This window comes from Verrucomicrobiia bacterium, from assembly GCA_036268055.1.
Taxonomy (GTDB): Bacteria; Verrucomicrobiota; Verrucomicrobiia; order Limisphaerales; family Pedosphaeraceae; genus DATAUW01.
Window position 1 is genome coordinate 170,558 of record DATAUW010000011.1, and the last position, 15,219, is coordinate 185,776.

Here is a 15,219-nt window from a genome sequence, read left to right on the forward strand (position 1 = left end):
AAATGAGCAAAAAAGGTCATCACGGTGGCGCATGGAAAGTGGCCTACGCGGATTTCGTTACCGCGATGATGGCGCTCTTCATGGTGCTGTGGCTGACGTCGCAGGACCAGCGTATCAAGGAAGCCGTCGAGCGCGCCTTCCGCAATCCGTTCTCGTCCGTGACCAAGGATTCCGTCGGCATCATCCCCAGCAAAGAGACGCAAGCCGTCCGCAGCAGTTCGGGAAATTTCGATTCCGCCTCCGCCGTCGAACTCACCATGCTCCGCCGCATCAACCAGGATTTGATCAAGTCCCTGCAAAGCCAGGTGGATGAAAAAGACGAAAGCGCCGTCAAACTCGACATGACCCCGGACGGCCTGTTGATCAATGTTTTCGACCGCTCGCACAAACCCATCTTCGAGCCGCAATCCACCAAGTTCACACCCTACGGCGAATGGATTTTCTCCACGCTGGCTTGGGAGATCGCGCGCTATCATAATTTCGGAATCGAACTGGAAGGCCACACTGAATCCGGCAACGCGCCCATCCGTGAAGATTACGGCGATTGGGAAATTTCCACCGACCGCGCGAACGCCGTGCGCCGCAGTCTCATTGACCATGGGGTGCAAGGCGAGCAGATCCGCAAGGTCGCGGGTTTTGGCGCCACCCAGCCGATGCCGAATACTGAATCCGGCGCCGAAATCAACCGCCGCGTTTCCGTCATGTTGAATCTCAAGTCAGCCAAACTTTAATCACCGCTCCACTATGCCTGATACTTTTGTGCCCCTCGTGTCCGCCGTCGGTTCGCAACGCCCCTCGGGATTTACTTCGTTGAATATGAAGCCCGCATCCGCCGCGCCGAGTGCGCCGGCAAAAATCGAAATCCCCGCGCCAACCTCCGCCGCGAATGCCTGCGGCAAACCCACCGTCACCCTGCAACGCACCGGCGACATCGTCTCCGGCATCCGCGTCCAATGCGGCTGCGGCCAGGTCGTGGACTTGAACTGCGTTTATTAGATTTAGGTCGGTCGCACTATTGTTATTAGTCTCGAAGCGGACAACCGCTTCGAGATTTTTTGCGTACGCCTGCCGCGCCGCCGGCTCCGAGGCGGTCATAACTGAGCTTTGGAAATATCAAAAAAATATTCTTCGGGAATCCATTGCGCCTTGGTCATCCCATCCGAGTAGCGCGTGTAACACCCCACGTCCTTCGCCAGCAACTTGACGGGCTCACGCGTGACTCGGGCAAGAAAGCTATCGAAGTTATCCGCAAATGCGGACTCATACCATCCGTCGTGGTCAGCGTAGAAAATCTTGCCCGCATTTGGACCGTGCACCGGCATGACGAAATAATTGCCGGAGCGAGGCACCGTGGCGATGGAGATGCCCGTCACAATATGGTCGGGGTCGTTCTCCGGGTCGTTGACTAAATAGTTAAACCCATCTCGCATTTCTTCCGTCGCTTCCTCCCACTGTGCGACTGGCAAAAGCTCAATGCCAGCAGCCTCTGACTTCGTATCGCGGTAAAGCACAAAACCGTCGTGGCACTGATAGAATGTCGCCACCTGATCCGCGTGGCTGCCTAGCATCTTGCGTATCTGGGCGATGGCTGCGGGTGACGCCGAGGCGTTAAGAATGTGGCGTATGCTGGCAAGAAATCTCGGGCCAGCCTTATCGCCGGCGGCGAAACACCGAAATCCGGGTGAAGGCGACTTGGTAAACTCTTCGAGGGCTTGCGAGGTCATAAAATGTAGAATATGTCAACGACGGCCAACGATCCATAACTAGCGGGTGATTTTCCAGATTAGAAATCCCGCTTCTGTGTTAATCCGTGTTTCACGCGGCAAGGTGGTGGGGATTTTCATATTGTTTGTGGTTTGCTTTTGGTCGTAAGCAGAATTATTGCGCAGCCCCATTAGTCATTTGTGGAAGAAAAACTTTTGCCGCGCTGGCCATGGAATCAATTTTCTCGAGCTGGCTTTGCCGGTAGCTTTGCAATTGATCCGGCGTGAGAATCCTGCCAAGCACTTTCAATTTGTCGGCCAGCTCCTGCTGCTGCACTTCCACCAGTGAATTCATGGCGTCTGCAACATTGCCAGGTTTCTGCGCCACCAGGGAACTCGCCAACTGATTCGCCGTGTGGTCCAGACCGAATTGATACAGCGCCTTATTGACTTTGTCCTGCTGTTCTGGGGAAAGATTCAGATCAGATGTCATCATCGTCGCCTCTAAATTGGCTCTGTTGTTCGCGGCAACCATGGTTTCGGACTGTTGGTAGTCTGGATAGGCTGCTAGTTGCTCGGGAGTGAGCAACGCCTTGACTTCAGCCTCTTCATTGCCAAAAGTTTGTAGTGAAGCGATCATTGCCGCTTTAAGTTGTTCCGGCGTCCGTTTGCCCGACATATCAATCAACGACTGCCGGGCTCTGGCTTCGCTGTTTTTCGTTATGAGGTCGCTGATGGCCTGCTGCTGGCTGTCAGTCAGGTTAAGTTTGTCTTTCATGCGCGCGAGTTTGGCGAGTTCGTTCTTCTTCTTGATCTGTTCAATCATGGCTGTTCCTTGTGCCAGTGCGTCGCTCGTAAATTTTGACGATGCAGTGCTTTCCTGGAGAGCGGTTCTTAATTTGGCCGTCTCTTGCACGGCAGTTTGTGCCTGCCCGATTTTACCTCGAAGTTTCAAAAGTTCGTTGAATTGCGCCTGCGAGAGCGATTTCTGGTCTTTGGCCTCGGCGACGAGATTTGAAAGCCGTTCATTCTCGGACTGTAGATTTGTTAATTGCTCGGCCATCGGCTGCTGCTGTTGCTGGAGCGTCTGGTTTTGTTCGCGTAATTGGGAAATTTGATGCGCCTCAAAAATTCCCGCGCCGACGGTGGCAACGAACGCAGTGGTGATTAGAGTTTTTTGAATGGTGGTCATGGCTATGGCTTTGGTTGCGGCAATGATGGTGGAAGTGGAAATGGCAGTTCCAGCGATGGCGGCGGCAGTAACGGTAGTGGCCAGGCCTGCAGGTGCGGCCTGTACCGCATTGGCAGAAATAAAGATAACGAGTCCACCGGCCCCGGCAGCGACGCCGCGTTTGGCGAGGCGCTCGCGCAACCGCTCGACGGCCCGGCTCACACGCTTTTGGGCGGCATCATCGCTGATGCCAAAAGCCGTGCCTAAAGTGCGCAGGTCGTAGTTCTTGAAATAGCGGAGAAACAAAACGTCCCGATCTGGCTTGCCTAAATCGCCGATGGCGGCGTCAAGGTGCGGAGCGATTTGTTCCCATGAAATGTCGGATTCGGACGAAAGCAATGGATTCATGGTAGCGGCCTTCTGTTCACGAGCACGCCGACGCTCAATCGTGCGCACGGTTTGGGCGGCGATGTTCTGCGCAGTTTGATGCAGCCAGCCACAAAGGTTTGTGCGTTCAGTCAGACCTGCCGCATTGTTCGCCAACGCGACAAATACGCTTTGAGTTACATCCTCGGCCAGATGCGGGTCACAAACCATGCGCAACGCCGCGGAATAAACGAAATCTAACTGGCGCTGCACCAATTCAGCGAAAGCCGATTCGCTGTTGTGTTCCGCATAAATTCGCAATAATTGTCCGTCGGTCTGATGATTCACTCATTCTATATTAGCCGCCGGACTAAAAATCCGACAAGAAAAGGCTGCTGATACTTTGAACCGAAATTTCAGTCCGTAGTTTCTTTCCCTGGTGGCCGTCCACAAGAACCGGCAGTTTTCGCCCGGCAAACGAGGTAGTTTTTGCCTCTTACAACCCGTGAAAAACTCCGAAACCCTTTAGAATCAGCGCATTTACCCCACTGGCACACGCATTGCTCAACAGCATTTGCAATGAACGTGAGTTTATACCAAGCCGCAGCCGCACTGAACGCCAACAGCCGTTGGCAGGACGTGATCTCGGAGAACCTCGCATCGAGTTCGGTGCCGGGTTACCGGAAGCAAGGGCTTTCGCTTGAAGCCGTTCAGGCTGGTTTGATGCCCACCTCCGGCTCACCCCAATATTTCTCGCTCCCCAAGGCCAGCACGACCACGAGTTTCGAGCCCGGCGTCATGCAATACACCGGCAACAAAAACGATGTCGGCATCGAAGGCAAAAGCTTCTTCGAAGTGCAATTGCCCAACGGCACGAAAGCGCTCACGCGCGACGGCGAATTTCAAGTCAGTTCCAAAGGCCAGCTCGTCACCAAGGAAGGTTACACCGTCCTCGGCGAAGGCGGCCCGATCCAACTCGACCCGAAGAATCACGAGCCGCTTTCCATTTCTGAAGGCGGCAATCTAAGCCAGGGCGTTGATCCGCACGGCAAATTGAAGCTCACCGATTTCGATCATCCTGAATTGCTCAAGCAAGTCAGCGGCGCGTATTTCGTTGCTGATGATCCCAAGGTCCATGGCACGACCGGCACCGGCACGATGCGCCAGGGTTATTTGGAAACCTCCAATACTTCCGTCGTCCATGAAATGGCGAACATGATGACGGCCATGCGCACCTTTGAAGCGAACCAGCACGTCATTCAAATCCAGGATGACCGCCTCGGCAAAGTCATCAGCGAACTCGGCAACCCGACCTAAGCCATGATACGCGCTCTCTATTCAGCAGCCACCGGCATGGAATCGCAACAGCTCAACCTGGACGTGATCTCCAACAACCTGGCCAACGTGAATACGACCGGCTTCAAGAAGAGCAAGATCGAATTCCAGGATTTGCTTTACGACAACGTCCGCACCGCCGGCGCGGAGCAGGGCAATGGCGCGCAATTACCCACCGGCCTCTCGGTCGGTCACGGCGCTCGCGCGGTCGCGACTTCTCGCGTCTTCACCGAAGGCGAATTGACCCAGACCGGCGAACGTCTCGACGTGGCGATCCAGGGCGATGGCTTTTTCCAGGTGACGATGCCTGACGGCACACTCGCCTACACCCGCGACGGCTCGCTCAAGACCGCGTCCGACGGCCGTATCACCAACAGCGATGGTTTGCCGGTGCAAAATGGTTTTCAGCCGATCCCGACCGGCACGACCACGGTGAATATTTCCACCAACGGCCAGGTCACCACGACCGGCGCGAACGGCACGCAGAATTTTCAAGTCACGCTGGTGCGCTTCGCCAATCCGGCGGGCCTCGAAAGCATCGGCCGCAATCTTTACCTCGAGACGCCCGCCTCCGGCGCCGCGGAAACCGGCAACCCGAACGAAAACGGTTTCGGCAGCCTCCAGCAGGGCTACGTGGAAATGTCCAACGTCAAGGTCGTCGAGGAAATGGTGAACATGATCGTGGCGCAGCGCGCTTACGAAGTGAATTCGAAAGCGGTGCAGGCCGCCGACGAAATGATGCAACAGAGCAATAACTTGCGCCGTTGATGAAAACGCTTAAAACAATTTTTTATTGCCTCGTGCTCGCCCTCGCGCAAACCGCGCGCGCGGAACAAACGAACACATGGCAGCTGGCAGGTGCCGCACAGGTGGATGGTTCTGGAATTTTCCTAGATCAGATTGTTGTTAACCCCACCTCATCTGTGGTCCTCCCACATCTCCGTCTGGCCGAGTCGCCTAACTCTGGCCAGACGGTTTCTCTTTCCCGCAACCAGATTATAGAGTTGGTGCAGAAGCAAACTACTTCTGAGTTACTTACGACTAACTGGTCCGGCGCCGCGCAGGTCCGCGTCTCCCGCCGAACCCACCAATTCGTAGATTCCGACCTGATTGATCTCCTGACTGCCACGTTGCAGAAGGAGTTCGTCAAAACCCGCGGCGACTTGGAGCTGCACCTCACGCGTCCCTGGACGCCGGTGCAAGTCCCCGACGGCCCGCTGACCCTCAAGGTGTCCGAACTCCCGGCCGGCGGAGTTTGCCCCAACTTCGTCCTCACCTGCGAATTGTGGGATGGCCGCCATTCCGTCGGCTCCTGGCAGATCGCCGTGCAAGCCTCCGTCTGGCACGATATTCCGCTGGCCCGTTCCACCCTCACCCGCGGCCAACTCGTCAAGGACGCCGACATCTCCATGGAACGCCGCGACGTCCTGTTGCAGCGCGATATTTTTCAACATTATCCCACCACAGACGACACGCTCGAGATTTCTGAAAACGTCCCCGCCGGCACTCCGGTTTTCAACCGCTGCGTGCGCGTCCGCCCGCTGATCCAGCGCGGCCACATCGTGGAAGCTCTTTTTCAGGAAGGCAGCCTGAGCATTTCGCTCAAGGTGGAGACGCTCGAAGACGGCGCATTGGGACAAACCGTGCGGGTGCGTAATCCCATCACTAAACGTGAACTCTATGGAAAGGTGCAGAATGAACAAACGGTTCTTATTAACCTCTAATTCTTTGGCTTTGGCTCTCGGCCTGGCCGCCATGCCCCTCGGCAATGCCTCGGCGGATTCCCTTTGGAAAGACGGCGCGCACGCCGGTTTCAAGGCGGACTACTCGATGGTCGGCGATAAAAAAGCCCACTCCATCGGCGACATCATCACGATCATCATCCAGGAAAATAACGGCGCCACCCGCCAGAACAACACCACGACCGCGAAGAAGACTTCGGTCAACGCCGCGCTCGCGAGTTTGTTCTACGCGCCTTCGGTCAGCGGCCTGCTCACGAAGAAAGGCACACTGCCGACGATGGCTTACACCTCGGATTCAGAATTTAACGGCGGCGGTTCGATCAACAATAACGAAACCATCACCGCGCAGATGGCCGTGCGCGTCGTGGACGTCCTGCCCAACGGCAACATGATCATCGAAGGCAACCTGCACACCGCCTTCTCCGGCGAGAAACAAGACGCCGTCCTGCGCGGCACGGTCCGCCCCGACGACGTGACCTCCAACAACACGCTCTTGAGCTATAACATCGCCGATGCCTCGATCCAATTCATCTCCAAGGGGACCATCACCGATTCGCAGCGCAAAGGCTGGTTCACCCGCGTCTGGGAGAAAATCAATCCGCTGTGATGACTGTTCACATGATTCGCCGCTTTCTTTTCAACTGCCTCGTTGTCGCCCTTGCTCTTGCCAGCGTGCCAGCCGTTTTCGCGGAGGGTGCGCGCGTGAAGGATATCGCGATGATTTCCGGCGTGCGTGACAACCAGTTGACCGGTTACGGCTTGGTCGTCGGCCTCGCCGGCGACGGTGATAAAAATCCCGTTCAGACGCTCCAGACGGTCGCGAATGTCTTGCAACGCTTCGGCCTCACCGTTCCCGCCAGCACACTCTCCTCAAAGAACGTCGCCATCGTCATGGTCACCGCTGACATCCCCGCCTTCAAAAAAGCCGGCACGCGCCTTGATGTGAACGTCGCCTCGATGGGTGACGCGAAAAGTTTGCAGGGCGGCGTGCTTTTGCAAACCCCGCTCGTCGGCGCGGATGGCAAAGTTTACGCGGTCGCCCAGGGCGCGCTTTCGATTGGCGGCATCGCAGCCGGTGAAGGCGGCGGCGGCGGCGCTTCCGTGCAAAAGAATCATCCCACCGTCGGCCAGATCGCGGATGGCGCTTTGGTGGAACGTGAAATCCCCGCGACCATTGTGAACGATCACAATATCGAATTGATTCTCCGCGAGCCCGATTTTACCTCAGCCGCGCGGCTCGCGGTAGCCTTGAATGAAAAATGGACGAACACCGCCCTCGCGCTCGACTCGACCACCGTGCGCGTTCACATGCCCGAAGAATTTGAAACCTCGCCGATCAGTTTTATCTCGCTCGTCGAATCCGTTGAAGTCACTCCCGATATTCCCGCCCGCGTCGTCATCAACGAACGCACTGGAACCATCGTCGCCACCTCGCGCATCCGCATCGCCAGTTGTGCCATCTCCCACGGCAATCTGACCATCAGCGTCGCCTCGACCTTGAACGTCACCCCCACTGGCGGCGTCAATCCCGGCCCGTCCACTGTCACGCCTTCGACCGATACCAAAGTTAAAGAAGAAAAAGGCACGATGACCGTGTTCCCCGACATGCCCACCGTGGATCGGGTGGCCTCCGCTTTGAATTCATTGGGCGTCACGCCCCGCGACATGATGGCTTTGTTTGAAGCCATGAAAGAAGCTGGCGCATTACAGGCGGAATTGGTCATCCGGTAATTTATGGATATTCCTTCCATCCAAAACCAGGTCAAGGCCTCCGTGCTGCCGTTCGAGCAGATGGCGGCGAACACGCATATTCCGCAGCAGGAAAAAGTGAAGGAAGCCTGCCGCCAATTTGAAGCGGTATTGCTCCGGCAGATTTTGGGCGAAGCCCGCAAGACGGTCATCCAGTCCTCCGGCAGCGATAATTCCAACAGCGCCGGCATCTACAACGACATGATCAATAATCAAATGGCCGACAGCATCAGCCAGTCCGGCGCCTTCGGCCTCGCGAAAAGTTTGCAAGCACAATTAGTCCATCAGGTATTGCCTAAAACGGCGTCCGGCGCGGCTGCGCCCACCCCGGCGGCAACGCCCACAACCCAGAATTAGTCCATGATTGAACGTATCGTAACTTTGATCCACGCCCTTCGCGAAGAATTGGGCGAATACGGCGAAATGCTCGCCCTCCTCGACCGCCAGCAGCAACAGGTCATTGCGCGCGCCGCCGATGAAGTGTTCCAATCCATCGGCCTCATCAAGGCCCAGGGCCTCGCCATCCAGCACGCCCGCGCCCGCCGCGAGCAATGCCTTGTCCACGTCGCGCAGAGCTTCGAGGCGTCAAACGATTCCGCTTTTGCCGATGTCATTCCGTTGATGCCTTCCGATTATCAGCCGCTCGTGACCGCGCTGGTGGAGGAAAATAATTCCCTGCTCGTCCGCGTGCGCCAGCGCGCCCGCCAGAATCATCTGCTGCTCAGCCGTTCGATGGAACTGATGCAGAATTTGATCAACACACTTTTTCCCGCTCAGGAAATGCGGGTTTACAACGACCAGGGCAGCATGAATGTGCGCGGCATGAGCGCGCGTCCGCTTTTGGAAGCCGTGGGTTGAAGTTTTTATGCTTGGATTATTTGGGTCATTAAATCTTGCTTCACGCTCGCTCTCGGTGCAGCAGGAGGCAACCGCGGTGGCGGGCCAGAATCTGGCCAACGTCAATAATCCCGCGTACGCCCGCCAGCAGTTGAACGTCCAGACTTCGCCCGACTTGCAAACGCCGGTCGGCAACGAGGGCACGGGCGTCGAAGCCATTTCTATCACCGAAGCGCGCGATGCCCTGCTCGACAACCAGATCCAATCCGAAGGCAGCGTTTCCAGTTCGCTTACCTCGCAGCAAACCGCGTTGCAGGATGCCGAGACGTATCTCAACGAACAACTCAGCGCGTCGTCCACCAGCAACCTTCCTTCGAGCGACAACGGCCTGACCGCCGCGATCTCGAATTTGTTCAGCGCCTTTCAAGGAGTCGCCACTTCACCCGGCGATGCCGCCGCGCAGGACACCCTGGTCGCCGCCGCGCAAGCGGTCACGCAGCAGTTCAATTCCATTTCTTCCGGCCTTTCCTCGGTGGATTCGAATATCAATTCCTCCATCACCTCCGACGTCGCGGGCGCCAATCAGGACTTGTCGGACATCGCGACTTTAAATCAGCAAATCATCGTCGCCACCGCTTCAGGCACCACGGCGAATGATCTCGTGGATCTGCGCCAGCAAAAACTGGAAGACCTCGCGAGCAAGGTGAACGTGGACACCTCCATGCAGTCGAACGGCGCGTTGAATATCAGCATCCGCAGCGTGGGTCTTGTCGAGGGCGGCAACGTCACGAACCAACTCACCACCGTGGATCCGGGAAACGGTCAACTGCTCTTGGGCTCATCCGGTGGCAGCGGAACCATCCCCGTCACCGGCGGCAGCATCGGCGGCAATATCACCGCGCGCGATGGCGCTTTAGCCTCATTGCAAAGTTCGCTGGACAATCTCGCGGGCCAATTATCCACCTCGGTCAATGCGGTTTACGAACCGGGTTTCAGCAGCAAAGGCGCGACCGGACAAAGTTTCTTCAGCGGAACCACAGCGGCGACGATTTCAGTCAATAGCTCGCTCGTCGCCAATCCTGCAACCTTGCAATACAGCGGCGATGGCACGGCGGGTGACAACACCATCGCGCTTTCGCTCGCGCAGTTGGCCAACCAGAATATCAGCGGCTTGAACGGCCAGACGTTCAGCGACAACTATACAGAAACCGTCGGCGCGCTCGGCAACGCCATTTCCTCGGTCAATGATCAAGTCACGAACAATGCCGCCGTGACTTCCATGTTGCAGAACCAGCGGGCCTCGGTCAGCGGCGTTTCCACCGACGAGGAAATGACCAACCTCGTGCAGTTCCAGAAAGCCTACCAGGCTTCGGCCGAGTTGATCACGACGCTTAACGAAATGCTGGAAACCGTGATCTCCATGAAGACGGTATAGCGATTTGACCCCCTGATTTTATGCGCATCTCGAGCACATCCTTTTCGACCAACTTTCTCAGCGAGATCAACCAGTTGCAGCAGCGTCAAAATACCTTGCAACAGGAGGCCTCTACCGGCCTGTCCGTCACGCAGCCGGAAGATAATCCCGAAGTGATGACGAACGTCTTGAATCTTCAGACGCAGTCAAGCGCGAGCACGCAATATCAAGCGAATGTTTCCAAGTTGCAGACCACCGCGAATCTTTCCTACACCGCGATGAGCAATTTGAAGACGATCAGCGATCGCGTGGATGAGATCGCCACGCTCGCGACCAGCGGCACGGCGTCGCCGGACCAGTTGAATGCCTACGCGCAGGAAGTGAATAATCTTGTTCAGGAAGCGGCGCAGCTTGGCAATTCGCAGGATGCCAACGGCAATTATCTTTTCGGTGGCACTGCCTCGACCCAGCCGCCTTATACGGTGACGCAAAATTCAAGCAACGTCGTCACCTCCGTCACCGCGAATGGAAACAGTTCAGTGGCGAAGGCCGAGATCGCGCCCGGTGTCACGATTTCCGCCGAGGTTCCCGGTTCGAACACGACCGGCAGCGGCACACCCGGATTGTTTCAGGACAGCGCTTCCGGCGTGGATATTTTTGCGCACATGATTTCGTTGCAGCAGGACCTCGCGTCCGGCAACACCGCCGCCATCACCGCCAACGATGCTCCCGCTCTTACCAAGGACAACGACAATATCGTCAGCCAGATCAGTGCCAACGGCGTCCTGCAATCCACGCTCTCCAACGCCACGAATATCGCCTCCGCGCAAAGCCTGAACATCACCACCGAAGTCTCCAACGCCACCACCGCCGACCTCGCCACCGTGATCACGCAACTGGACCAAACCCAGACCGCGTATCAAGCCGCCCTGGAAAGCGGTTCAAAGATATTGAGCCTCTCGCTGCTGGATTACTTGCATTGACGCTGGAAAATTCTTTCGCATAACTAATTTCTCTCCGCGCAAAAAATTCCGGCACAAAACGCACATCCGAGTACTTCTAACTTTTGCAGTGTGGAACTGTCGCTCCGTCACAGTCCCGTAGGGACGACAGATATTAGCCCAGCCATTTATGGCTGGGTTTTATGTGGCCTTAATCAAGTCCCGTTAGGGACGAAAGAAATGTTACCGAGGGCAACCGCCGTCGAATACCCATCACAAATCCCCTCGCTTCCAAACCATCTCTCAATTAAAAATTAATCCGACCAATACAAATCACCGAACCTAATGCACTCATTTACCTCGTGCCTGATGCACGTTGTCTTCTCGACCAATTTCCGGCGACCCTATCTTACGCCCGCTATTCGCCATCGCCTCTGGCCTTACCTGAGTGGTATCGCACGAGAAAACGATATGAACACTTTTGCCATCGGCGGAATGCCGGATCACGTTCATTTGCTCATAAACATTCCTCCTGCGGTTTCGATTTCCAAGGCGGTCCAATTATTGAAGGGTAATTCCTCAAAATGGCTTCGCGAAGTCTTCCCGGAACTTCGTTCACAGGATTTCGCATGGCAGGAAGGCTTTGGTGCTTTTAGTATTGGCGTTTCTGGCATTGACGATACGGTGCGTTACATTCAAACCCAGCAAGAGCATCACCGGACGAAAACATTTCAAGAAGAGGTGGAGCTTTTCCTTGCGAAACACGAGCCCGTTATTGAGAAGGGGTAGTTTCTTTCGTCCCTTGCGGGACTTGATTAAGGCCACATAAGAAACCCAGCCATAAATGGCTGGGCTAATATCTGCCGTCCCTGCGGGGCTTGGGCCGCGCCGCCTCCGCTTACAAATTCTTCCCCGTCAATCGCGCGTACGCGTCGAAATATTTCGCCTGCGTCTTGGCAACCACGTCCGGCGGCAGCGCGGGCGCGGGCGGGGTTTTATTCCAATCCAGCGTCTCCAAATAATCCCGCACGAATTGTTTATCAAAACTCGGCTGGTTGCGGCCCGGTTGATATCGGTCCGCCGGCCAGAAGCGCGAGGAATCCGGCGTCAACACTTCATCAATCAAAAGCAATTCACCGTCGTAAATGCCGAATTCAAATTTGGTGTCCGCGATGATGATGCCGCGTTCGCGCGCGTAGGCGCGGGCGTGTTTATAAAGTTTTAAGCTCGCCGCGCGCACGCGTTCGGCGACGTCCCCGCCCACGATTTTCACTGCTTCATCGAACGAAATATTTTCGTCGTGGCCGGTTTCCGCCTTGGTCGCGGGCGTGAAAATCGGCTCCGGCAATTCACTGCATTCCTGCAAGCCCGCGGGGAGCCTGATGCCGCACACCGTTTGCCGCTCGCGATATTCCTTCCAACCTGAGCCCGCGAGATAGCCGCGCACGACACACTCGATGGCGAGCGGTTGCGCTTTCTTCACGATCATGCAGCGCCGCGCGAGTTGCGCCGCGTAAGGTCGCAATGCGGCGGGCAATGGATCATCAGCCGCCGAAAGTAAATGATTCGGTTGAAACGTGGCGGTTTGCGCGAACCAGAAATAGGAAATTTGCGTGAGCACCTCACCCTTGCGCGGGATGCCGTTGGGCATGATGCAATCGAACGCCGAGATGCGATCACTCGCGACAAACAGCAGGCGGTCGCCCAGATCAAAAACTTCGCGGACCTTGCCGCTCTTCAATTTTTTGACGCCCGGCAAATCGAGTTGAAGCAATGTTTCGTTCAAGCGCGGAGAATATGGCGCGGCCCTCGCGAGGTTTAAAGTTCAAAGTGCGGATGGGAGACAATCGAATGACGGCTGCACGAAAACAAACCAACGCTCACAAATTTTAATTCTTCTCCCTCTCCGCCGCTCGCGGGGGAGAGGGCCGGGGAGAGGTGGTTCCGCTTCATGAACAGTTATCACCGCTTAGACGGCCACCATAAACGCCCCTCACACCGACTATCATCAAAAAATTATTCCAACCCCTTGATGACCTCGATCAGGTTTTTCGCCCAGTGGTTTAAATAATCCACGTAAAGCCGCTGGCGATTCGCATACACCGCCCTCAATTCACCCGTATGGTCCGGCGGCGTCAGCGCAATGCCCGAGATGCTTTTGAAAAGTTTCGCCTGATCTTCGCCGATATTTTCCGCCAGGCATTCGGCAATCCGCGCGATCAGTTCCAGCGATTTTTTATCCAGCATCGTCCGCACGCGCCGCGCCAATTCATCCGGCGCGCAAATCGCATGATACTCCGGGTCTTCGAGCGACTCGATGTAAGCGACGCTCGCCAGGGCGTTGATTTCCTTGATGCGCGCCTCGATCTGCAAAAGATAATCGGCGAGCAGATTTTTGACTTCCTTGCGCTTCGTTTTGACCGATGAGGCAACTTCCTCCAACTCGCGGTAGAAGCCGATGGTTTCGCACGCGTGTTCCGCCATCAGCTTGGTGCGGGCGGCTTCATAAGCGCGGCGCTGCTCCTCGTGAACCTTGAATGGCGGCCAGAAAATCCCCCATAGAATCAACACTGCGGAAATAAGATAAGACAGCCACGGCAAAAACGCCGGCGCATGCGCCCACTGCTCGACCCACCCGACAACGCCCGCCAGCAGCGCGATAAGCCACGTCAGGATTTCGCGTGCTTCAGTGGAACTCTTGAGCACCTTTTTCCAATACTGCGCAAATGAAAAAACGCCGTCTGGAATGGACATTTGAACGTGAAGATGAAGAAAAAAATGAACTTGGTAAAGGCCCATTTTTAACCGCGGAGGAAGAAATAATTCTTAGCCACAGATGGAACACGGATTGAACGCAGAATTTTTCCCCCTTAATCAGTGTTCCATCTGTGGCTAAAATTTCTTTCTCCCAGTGGCCGTCCGCAAGGACCAACTTTGTCTCTTGAACTTTGACCGTTGCAGGGAATGATAGCGGCATGAACTTTTTGGTTACCGGCGGCGCGGGGTTTATCGGGTCGCACGTGTGCGAGCGCCTTTTGCTCGCGGGCCACGCGGTTTGGACGATTGACGATCTCAATACTTTTTACCACCCGGCCATCAAGGAACAAAATCTCGCGGAATTGAAAGCGCTGGGCAAACCGTTCACTTTCATCAAGGCGGATTTGTGCGATGCCCCAGCATTGCGAAATTTATTCGCGCAAGTGCGATTCGACCAGGTCATCCATCTCGCCGCGCGCGCCGGTGTGCGTCCGAGCCTTGAGGAACCGGAACTGTTCCAACAAGTCAACGTGGGCGGCACGATTCATCTATTGGAAGCCGCGCGGCGCAATGGCGTGAAGAAAGTGGTTTTGGCGTCCTCATCGTCCGTGTATGGCGTGAACGCCAAGGTTCCGTTCGCGGAAAATGATCCTGTGTTTTCCGCCATCTCGCCCTACGCCGCCACCAAGCTCGCCTGCGAATCGCTCGGCCATGTGTATCATCACATCTACGGCATGGACGTCGCGATGCTTCGCTTTTTCACCGTGTACGGCCCGCGCCAGCGTCCCGACCTCGCCATCCACAAATTCGCAAAGCTCATCTCCGACGGCAAACCCATTCCCGTTTTCGGCGATGGCTCAACCGCGCGCGATTATACTTATGTAACGGACATCGTGGACGGCGTCATCGCCTGCACCGAACGTAAATTCGGCTATGAAATCTTTAACCTGGGCGAATCCCAAACGGTGACATTGCAGCGGTTGATCGAATTACTCGAGTCCGCCATCGGCAAAAAAGCGATCATCGAGCGTTTGCCCGCGCAGGCGGGCGACGTGCCGATTACCTACGCGGACATCTCGAAATCACGCACAAAATTGGGCTACGCACCGCGCGTGAAAATTGAAGAGGGCATTCCGTTGTTCGTCGAGTGGTTCCGCAAAAATGCGCGGGGAGCATAGTCGCCCTATGGATTGGTGGGGACTCC

18 protein-coding genes are annotated in these 15,219 nt (G+C 56.0%); 14 read left to right on the forward strand and 4 right to left on the reverse strand.

Translation table 11 applies throughout. From position 1 onward, the window contains the following. The first annotated feature begins 2 nt into the window (after positions 1-2). On the forward strand, positions 3-731 hold the full coding sequence (locus tag VH413_05175; GenBank protein HEX3798073.1) for a flagellar motor protein MotB: 729 nt from the start codon (positions 3-5) through the stop codon (positions 729-731). A gap of 13 nt (positions 732-744) precedes the next feature. Further along, entirely contained in the window at positions 745-996 is a 252-nt protein-coding gene (locus tag VH413_05180) for a hypothetical protein (protein HEX3798074.1), read from the forward strand. A 95-nt stretch (positions 997-1,091) separates the two neighbouring features. Here the strand turns inward: VH413_05180 and VH413_05185 are convergent, their stop codons facing one another. Both VH413_05185 and VH413_05190 read right to left on the reverse strand, forming a co-directional pair. Beyond that, positions 1,092-1,724 (reverse strand): SMI1/KNR4 family protein, encoded by a 633-nt coding sequence (locus tag VH413_05185; protein HEX3798075.1) that lies wholly within the window; start codon positions 1,722-1,724, stop codon positions 1,092-1,094. A 154-nt stretch (positions 1,725-1,878) separates the two neighbouring features. Next, positions 1,879-3,588 (reverse strand): sigma-70 family RNA polymerase sigma factor, encoded by a 1,710-nt coding sequence (locus VH413_05190; protein ID HEX3798076.1) that lies wholly within the window; start codon positions 3,586-3,588, stop codon positions 1,879-1,881. A gap of 237 nt (positions 3,589-3,825) precedes the next feature. Here VH413_05190 and VH413_05195 point away from each other — a divergent pair, with 237 nt between their 5' ends. The 10 genes from VH413_05195 to tnpA all read left to right on the forward strand — a co-directional run bounded on the left by VH413_05195 (position 3,826) and on the right by tnpA (position 12,047). Continuing rightward, on the forward strand, positions 3,826-4,557 hold the full coding sequence (locus tag VH413_05195; GenBank protein HEX3798077.1) for a flagellar hook basal-body protein: 732 nt from the start codon (positions 3,826-3,828) through the stop codon (positions 4,555-4,557). A 3-nt stretch (positions 4,558-4,560) separates the two neighbouring features. Then, complete coding sequence (gene flgG / locus VH413_05200; protein HEX3798078.1) at positions 4,561-5,343, forward strand: flagellar basal-body rod protein FlgG; 783 nt, start codon at positions 4,561-4,563, stop codon at positions 5,341-5,343. Beyond that, positions 5,343-6,299 carry a flagellar basal body P-ring formation chaperone FlgA gene (flgA, locus tag VH413_05205; GenBank protein HEX3798079.1) on the forward strand — a complete coding sequence of 319 codons (957 nt, stop codon included), beginning with the start codon at positions 5,343-5,345 and terminating at the stop codon, positions 6,297-6,299. Before flgG ends, flgA begins: the two co-directional genes overlap by 1 nt. A 4-nt stretch (positions 6,300-6,303) precedes the next feature. Next, positions 6,304-6,924, forward strand: a complete 621-nt coding sequence (locus tag VH413_05210; protein HEX3798080.1) for a flagellar basal body L-ring protein FlgH — start codon at positions 6,304-6,306, stop codon at positions 6,922-6,924. Further along, positions 6,924-8,048, forward strand: a complete 1,125-nt coding sequence (locus VH413_05215) for a flagellar basal body P-ring protein FlgI (GenBank protein HEX3798081.1) — start codon at positions 6,924-6,926, stop codon at positions 8,046-8,048. The genes VH413_05210 and VH413_05215 overlap by 1 nt, the downstream gene beginning before the upstream one ends. Positions 8,049-8,051: 3 nt before the next feature. Then, on the forward strand, positions 8,052-8,423 hold the full coding sequence (locus tag VH413_05220) for a rod-binding protein (protein ID HEX3798082.1): 372 nt from the start codon (positions 8,052-8,054) through the stop codon (positions 8,421-8,423). 3 nt (positions 8,424-8,426) lie between these two features. Beyond that, complete coding sequence (flgN, locus tag VH413_05225; protein HEX3798083.1) at positions 8,427-8,924, forward strand: flagellar export chaperone FlgN; 498 nt, start codon at positions 8,427-8,429, stop codon at positions 8,922-8,924. A 7-nt stretch (positions 8,925-8,931) separates the two neighbouring features. Next, the gene (gene flgK / locus VH413_05230) at positions 8,932-10,338 is read left to right on the forward strand and encodes a flagellar hook-associated protein FlgK (GenBank protein ID HEX3798084.1); all 1,407 of its coding nucleotides are present in this window, start codon (positions 8,932-8,934) and stop codon (positions 10,336-10,338) included. A 20-nt stretch (positions 10,339-10,358) separates the two neighbouring features. Beyond that, positions 10,359-11,300 (forward strand): flagellar hook-associated protein FlgL, encoded by a 942-nt coding sequence (flgL, locus tag VH413_05235; protein HEX3798085.1) that lies wholly within the window; start codon positions 10,359-10,361, stop codon positions 11,298-11,300. Positions 11,301-11,603: 303 nt separating this feature from the next. Continuing rightward, positions 11,604-12,047, forward strand: a complete 444-nt coding sequence (gene tnpA / locus VH413_05240) for an IS200/IS605 family transposase (GenBank protein ID HEX3798086.1) — start codon at positions 11,604-11,606, stop codon at positions 12,045-12,047. Positions 12,048-12,156: 109 nt separating this feature from the next. Here the strand turns inward: tnpA and VH413_05245 are convergent, their stop codons facing one another. Next, complete coding sequence (locus tag VH413_05245; protein HEX3798087.1) at positions 12,157-13,044, reverse strand: phosphoribosylaminoimidazolesuccinocarboxamide synthase; 888 nt, start codon at positions 13,042-13,044, stop codon at positions 12,157-12,159. A gap of 230 nt (positions 13,045-13,274) precedes the next feature. Further along, complete coding sequence (locus VH413_05250) at positions 13,275-13,964, reverse strand: hypothetical protein (GenBank protein HEX3798088.1); 690 nt, start codon at positions 13,962-13,964, stop codon at positions 13,275-13,277. A gap of 20 nt (positions 13,965-13,984) precedes the next feature. Between VH413_05250 and VH413_05255 the strand changes: the two genes are divergently transcribed. After that, positions 13,985-14,110, forward strand: coding sequence for a hypothetical protein (locus tag VH413_05255; GenBank protein HEX3798089.1), 126 nt, complete (start codon positions 13,985-13,987; stop codon positions 14,108-14,110). A gap of 123 nt (positions 14,111-14,233) precedes the next feature. Then, positions 14,234-15,193 carry an SDR family NAD(P)-dependent oxidoreductase gene (locus VH413_05260; protein HEX3798090.1) on the forward strand — a complete coding sequence of 320 codons (960 nt, stop codon included), beginning with the start codon at positions 14,234-14,236 and terminating at the stop codon, positions 15,191-15,193. Positions 15,194-15,219 lie beyond the last annotated feature (26 nt).

Coding starts and splice junctions, on each gene's coding strand:
- VH413_05180 (HEX3798074.1), top strand. CDS start 745: ATGCCTGATACTTTTGTGCCCCTCGTGTCCGCCGTCGGTTCGCAACGC.
- flgK (HEX3798084.1), top strand. CDS start 8,932: ATGCTTGGATTATTTGGGTCATTAAATCTTGCTTCACGCTCGCTCTCG.
- VH413_05255 (HEX3798089.1), top strand. CDS start 13,985: ATGAAAAAACGCCGTCTGGAATGGACATTTGAACGTGAAGATGAAGAA.
- VH413_05175 (HEX3798073.1), top strand. CDS start 3: ATGAGCAAAAAAGGTCATCACGGTGGCGCATGGAAAGTGGCCTACGCG.
- flgL (HEX3798085.1), top strand. CDS start 10,359: ATGCGCATCTCGAGCACATCCTTTTCGACCAACTTTCTCAGCGAGATC.
- flgN (HEX3798083.1), top strand. CDS start 8,427: ATGATTGAACGTATCGTAACTTTGATCCACGCCCTTCGCGAAGAATTG.
- VH413_05220 (HEX3798082.1), top strand. CDS start 8,052: ATGGATATTCCTTCCATCCAAAACCAGGTCAAGGCCTCCGTGCTGCCG.
- tnpA (HEX3798086.1), top strand. CDS start 11,604: ATGCACTCATTTACCTCGTGCCTGATGCACGTTGTCTTCTCGACCAAT.
- VH413_05260 (HEX3798090.1), top strand. CDS start 14,234: ATGAACTTTTTGGTTACCGGCGGCGCGGGGTTTATCGGGTCGCACGTG.
- flgA (HEX3798079.1), top strand. CDS start 5,343: ATGAAAACGCTTAAAACAATTTTTTATTGCCTCGTGCTCGCCCTCGCG.
- VH413_05215 (HEX3798081.1), top strand. CDS start 6,924: ATGACTGTTCACATGATTCGCCGCTTTCTTTTCAACTGCCTCGTTGTC.
- VH413_05185 (HEX3798075.1), bottom strand. CDS start 1,724: ATGACCTCGCAAGCCCTCGAAGAGTTTACCAAGTCGCCTTCACCCGGA.
- flgG (HEX3798078.1), top strand. CDS start 4,561: ATGATACGCGCTCTCTATTCAGCAGCCACCGGCATGGAATCGCAACAG.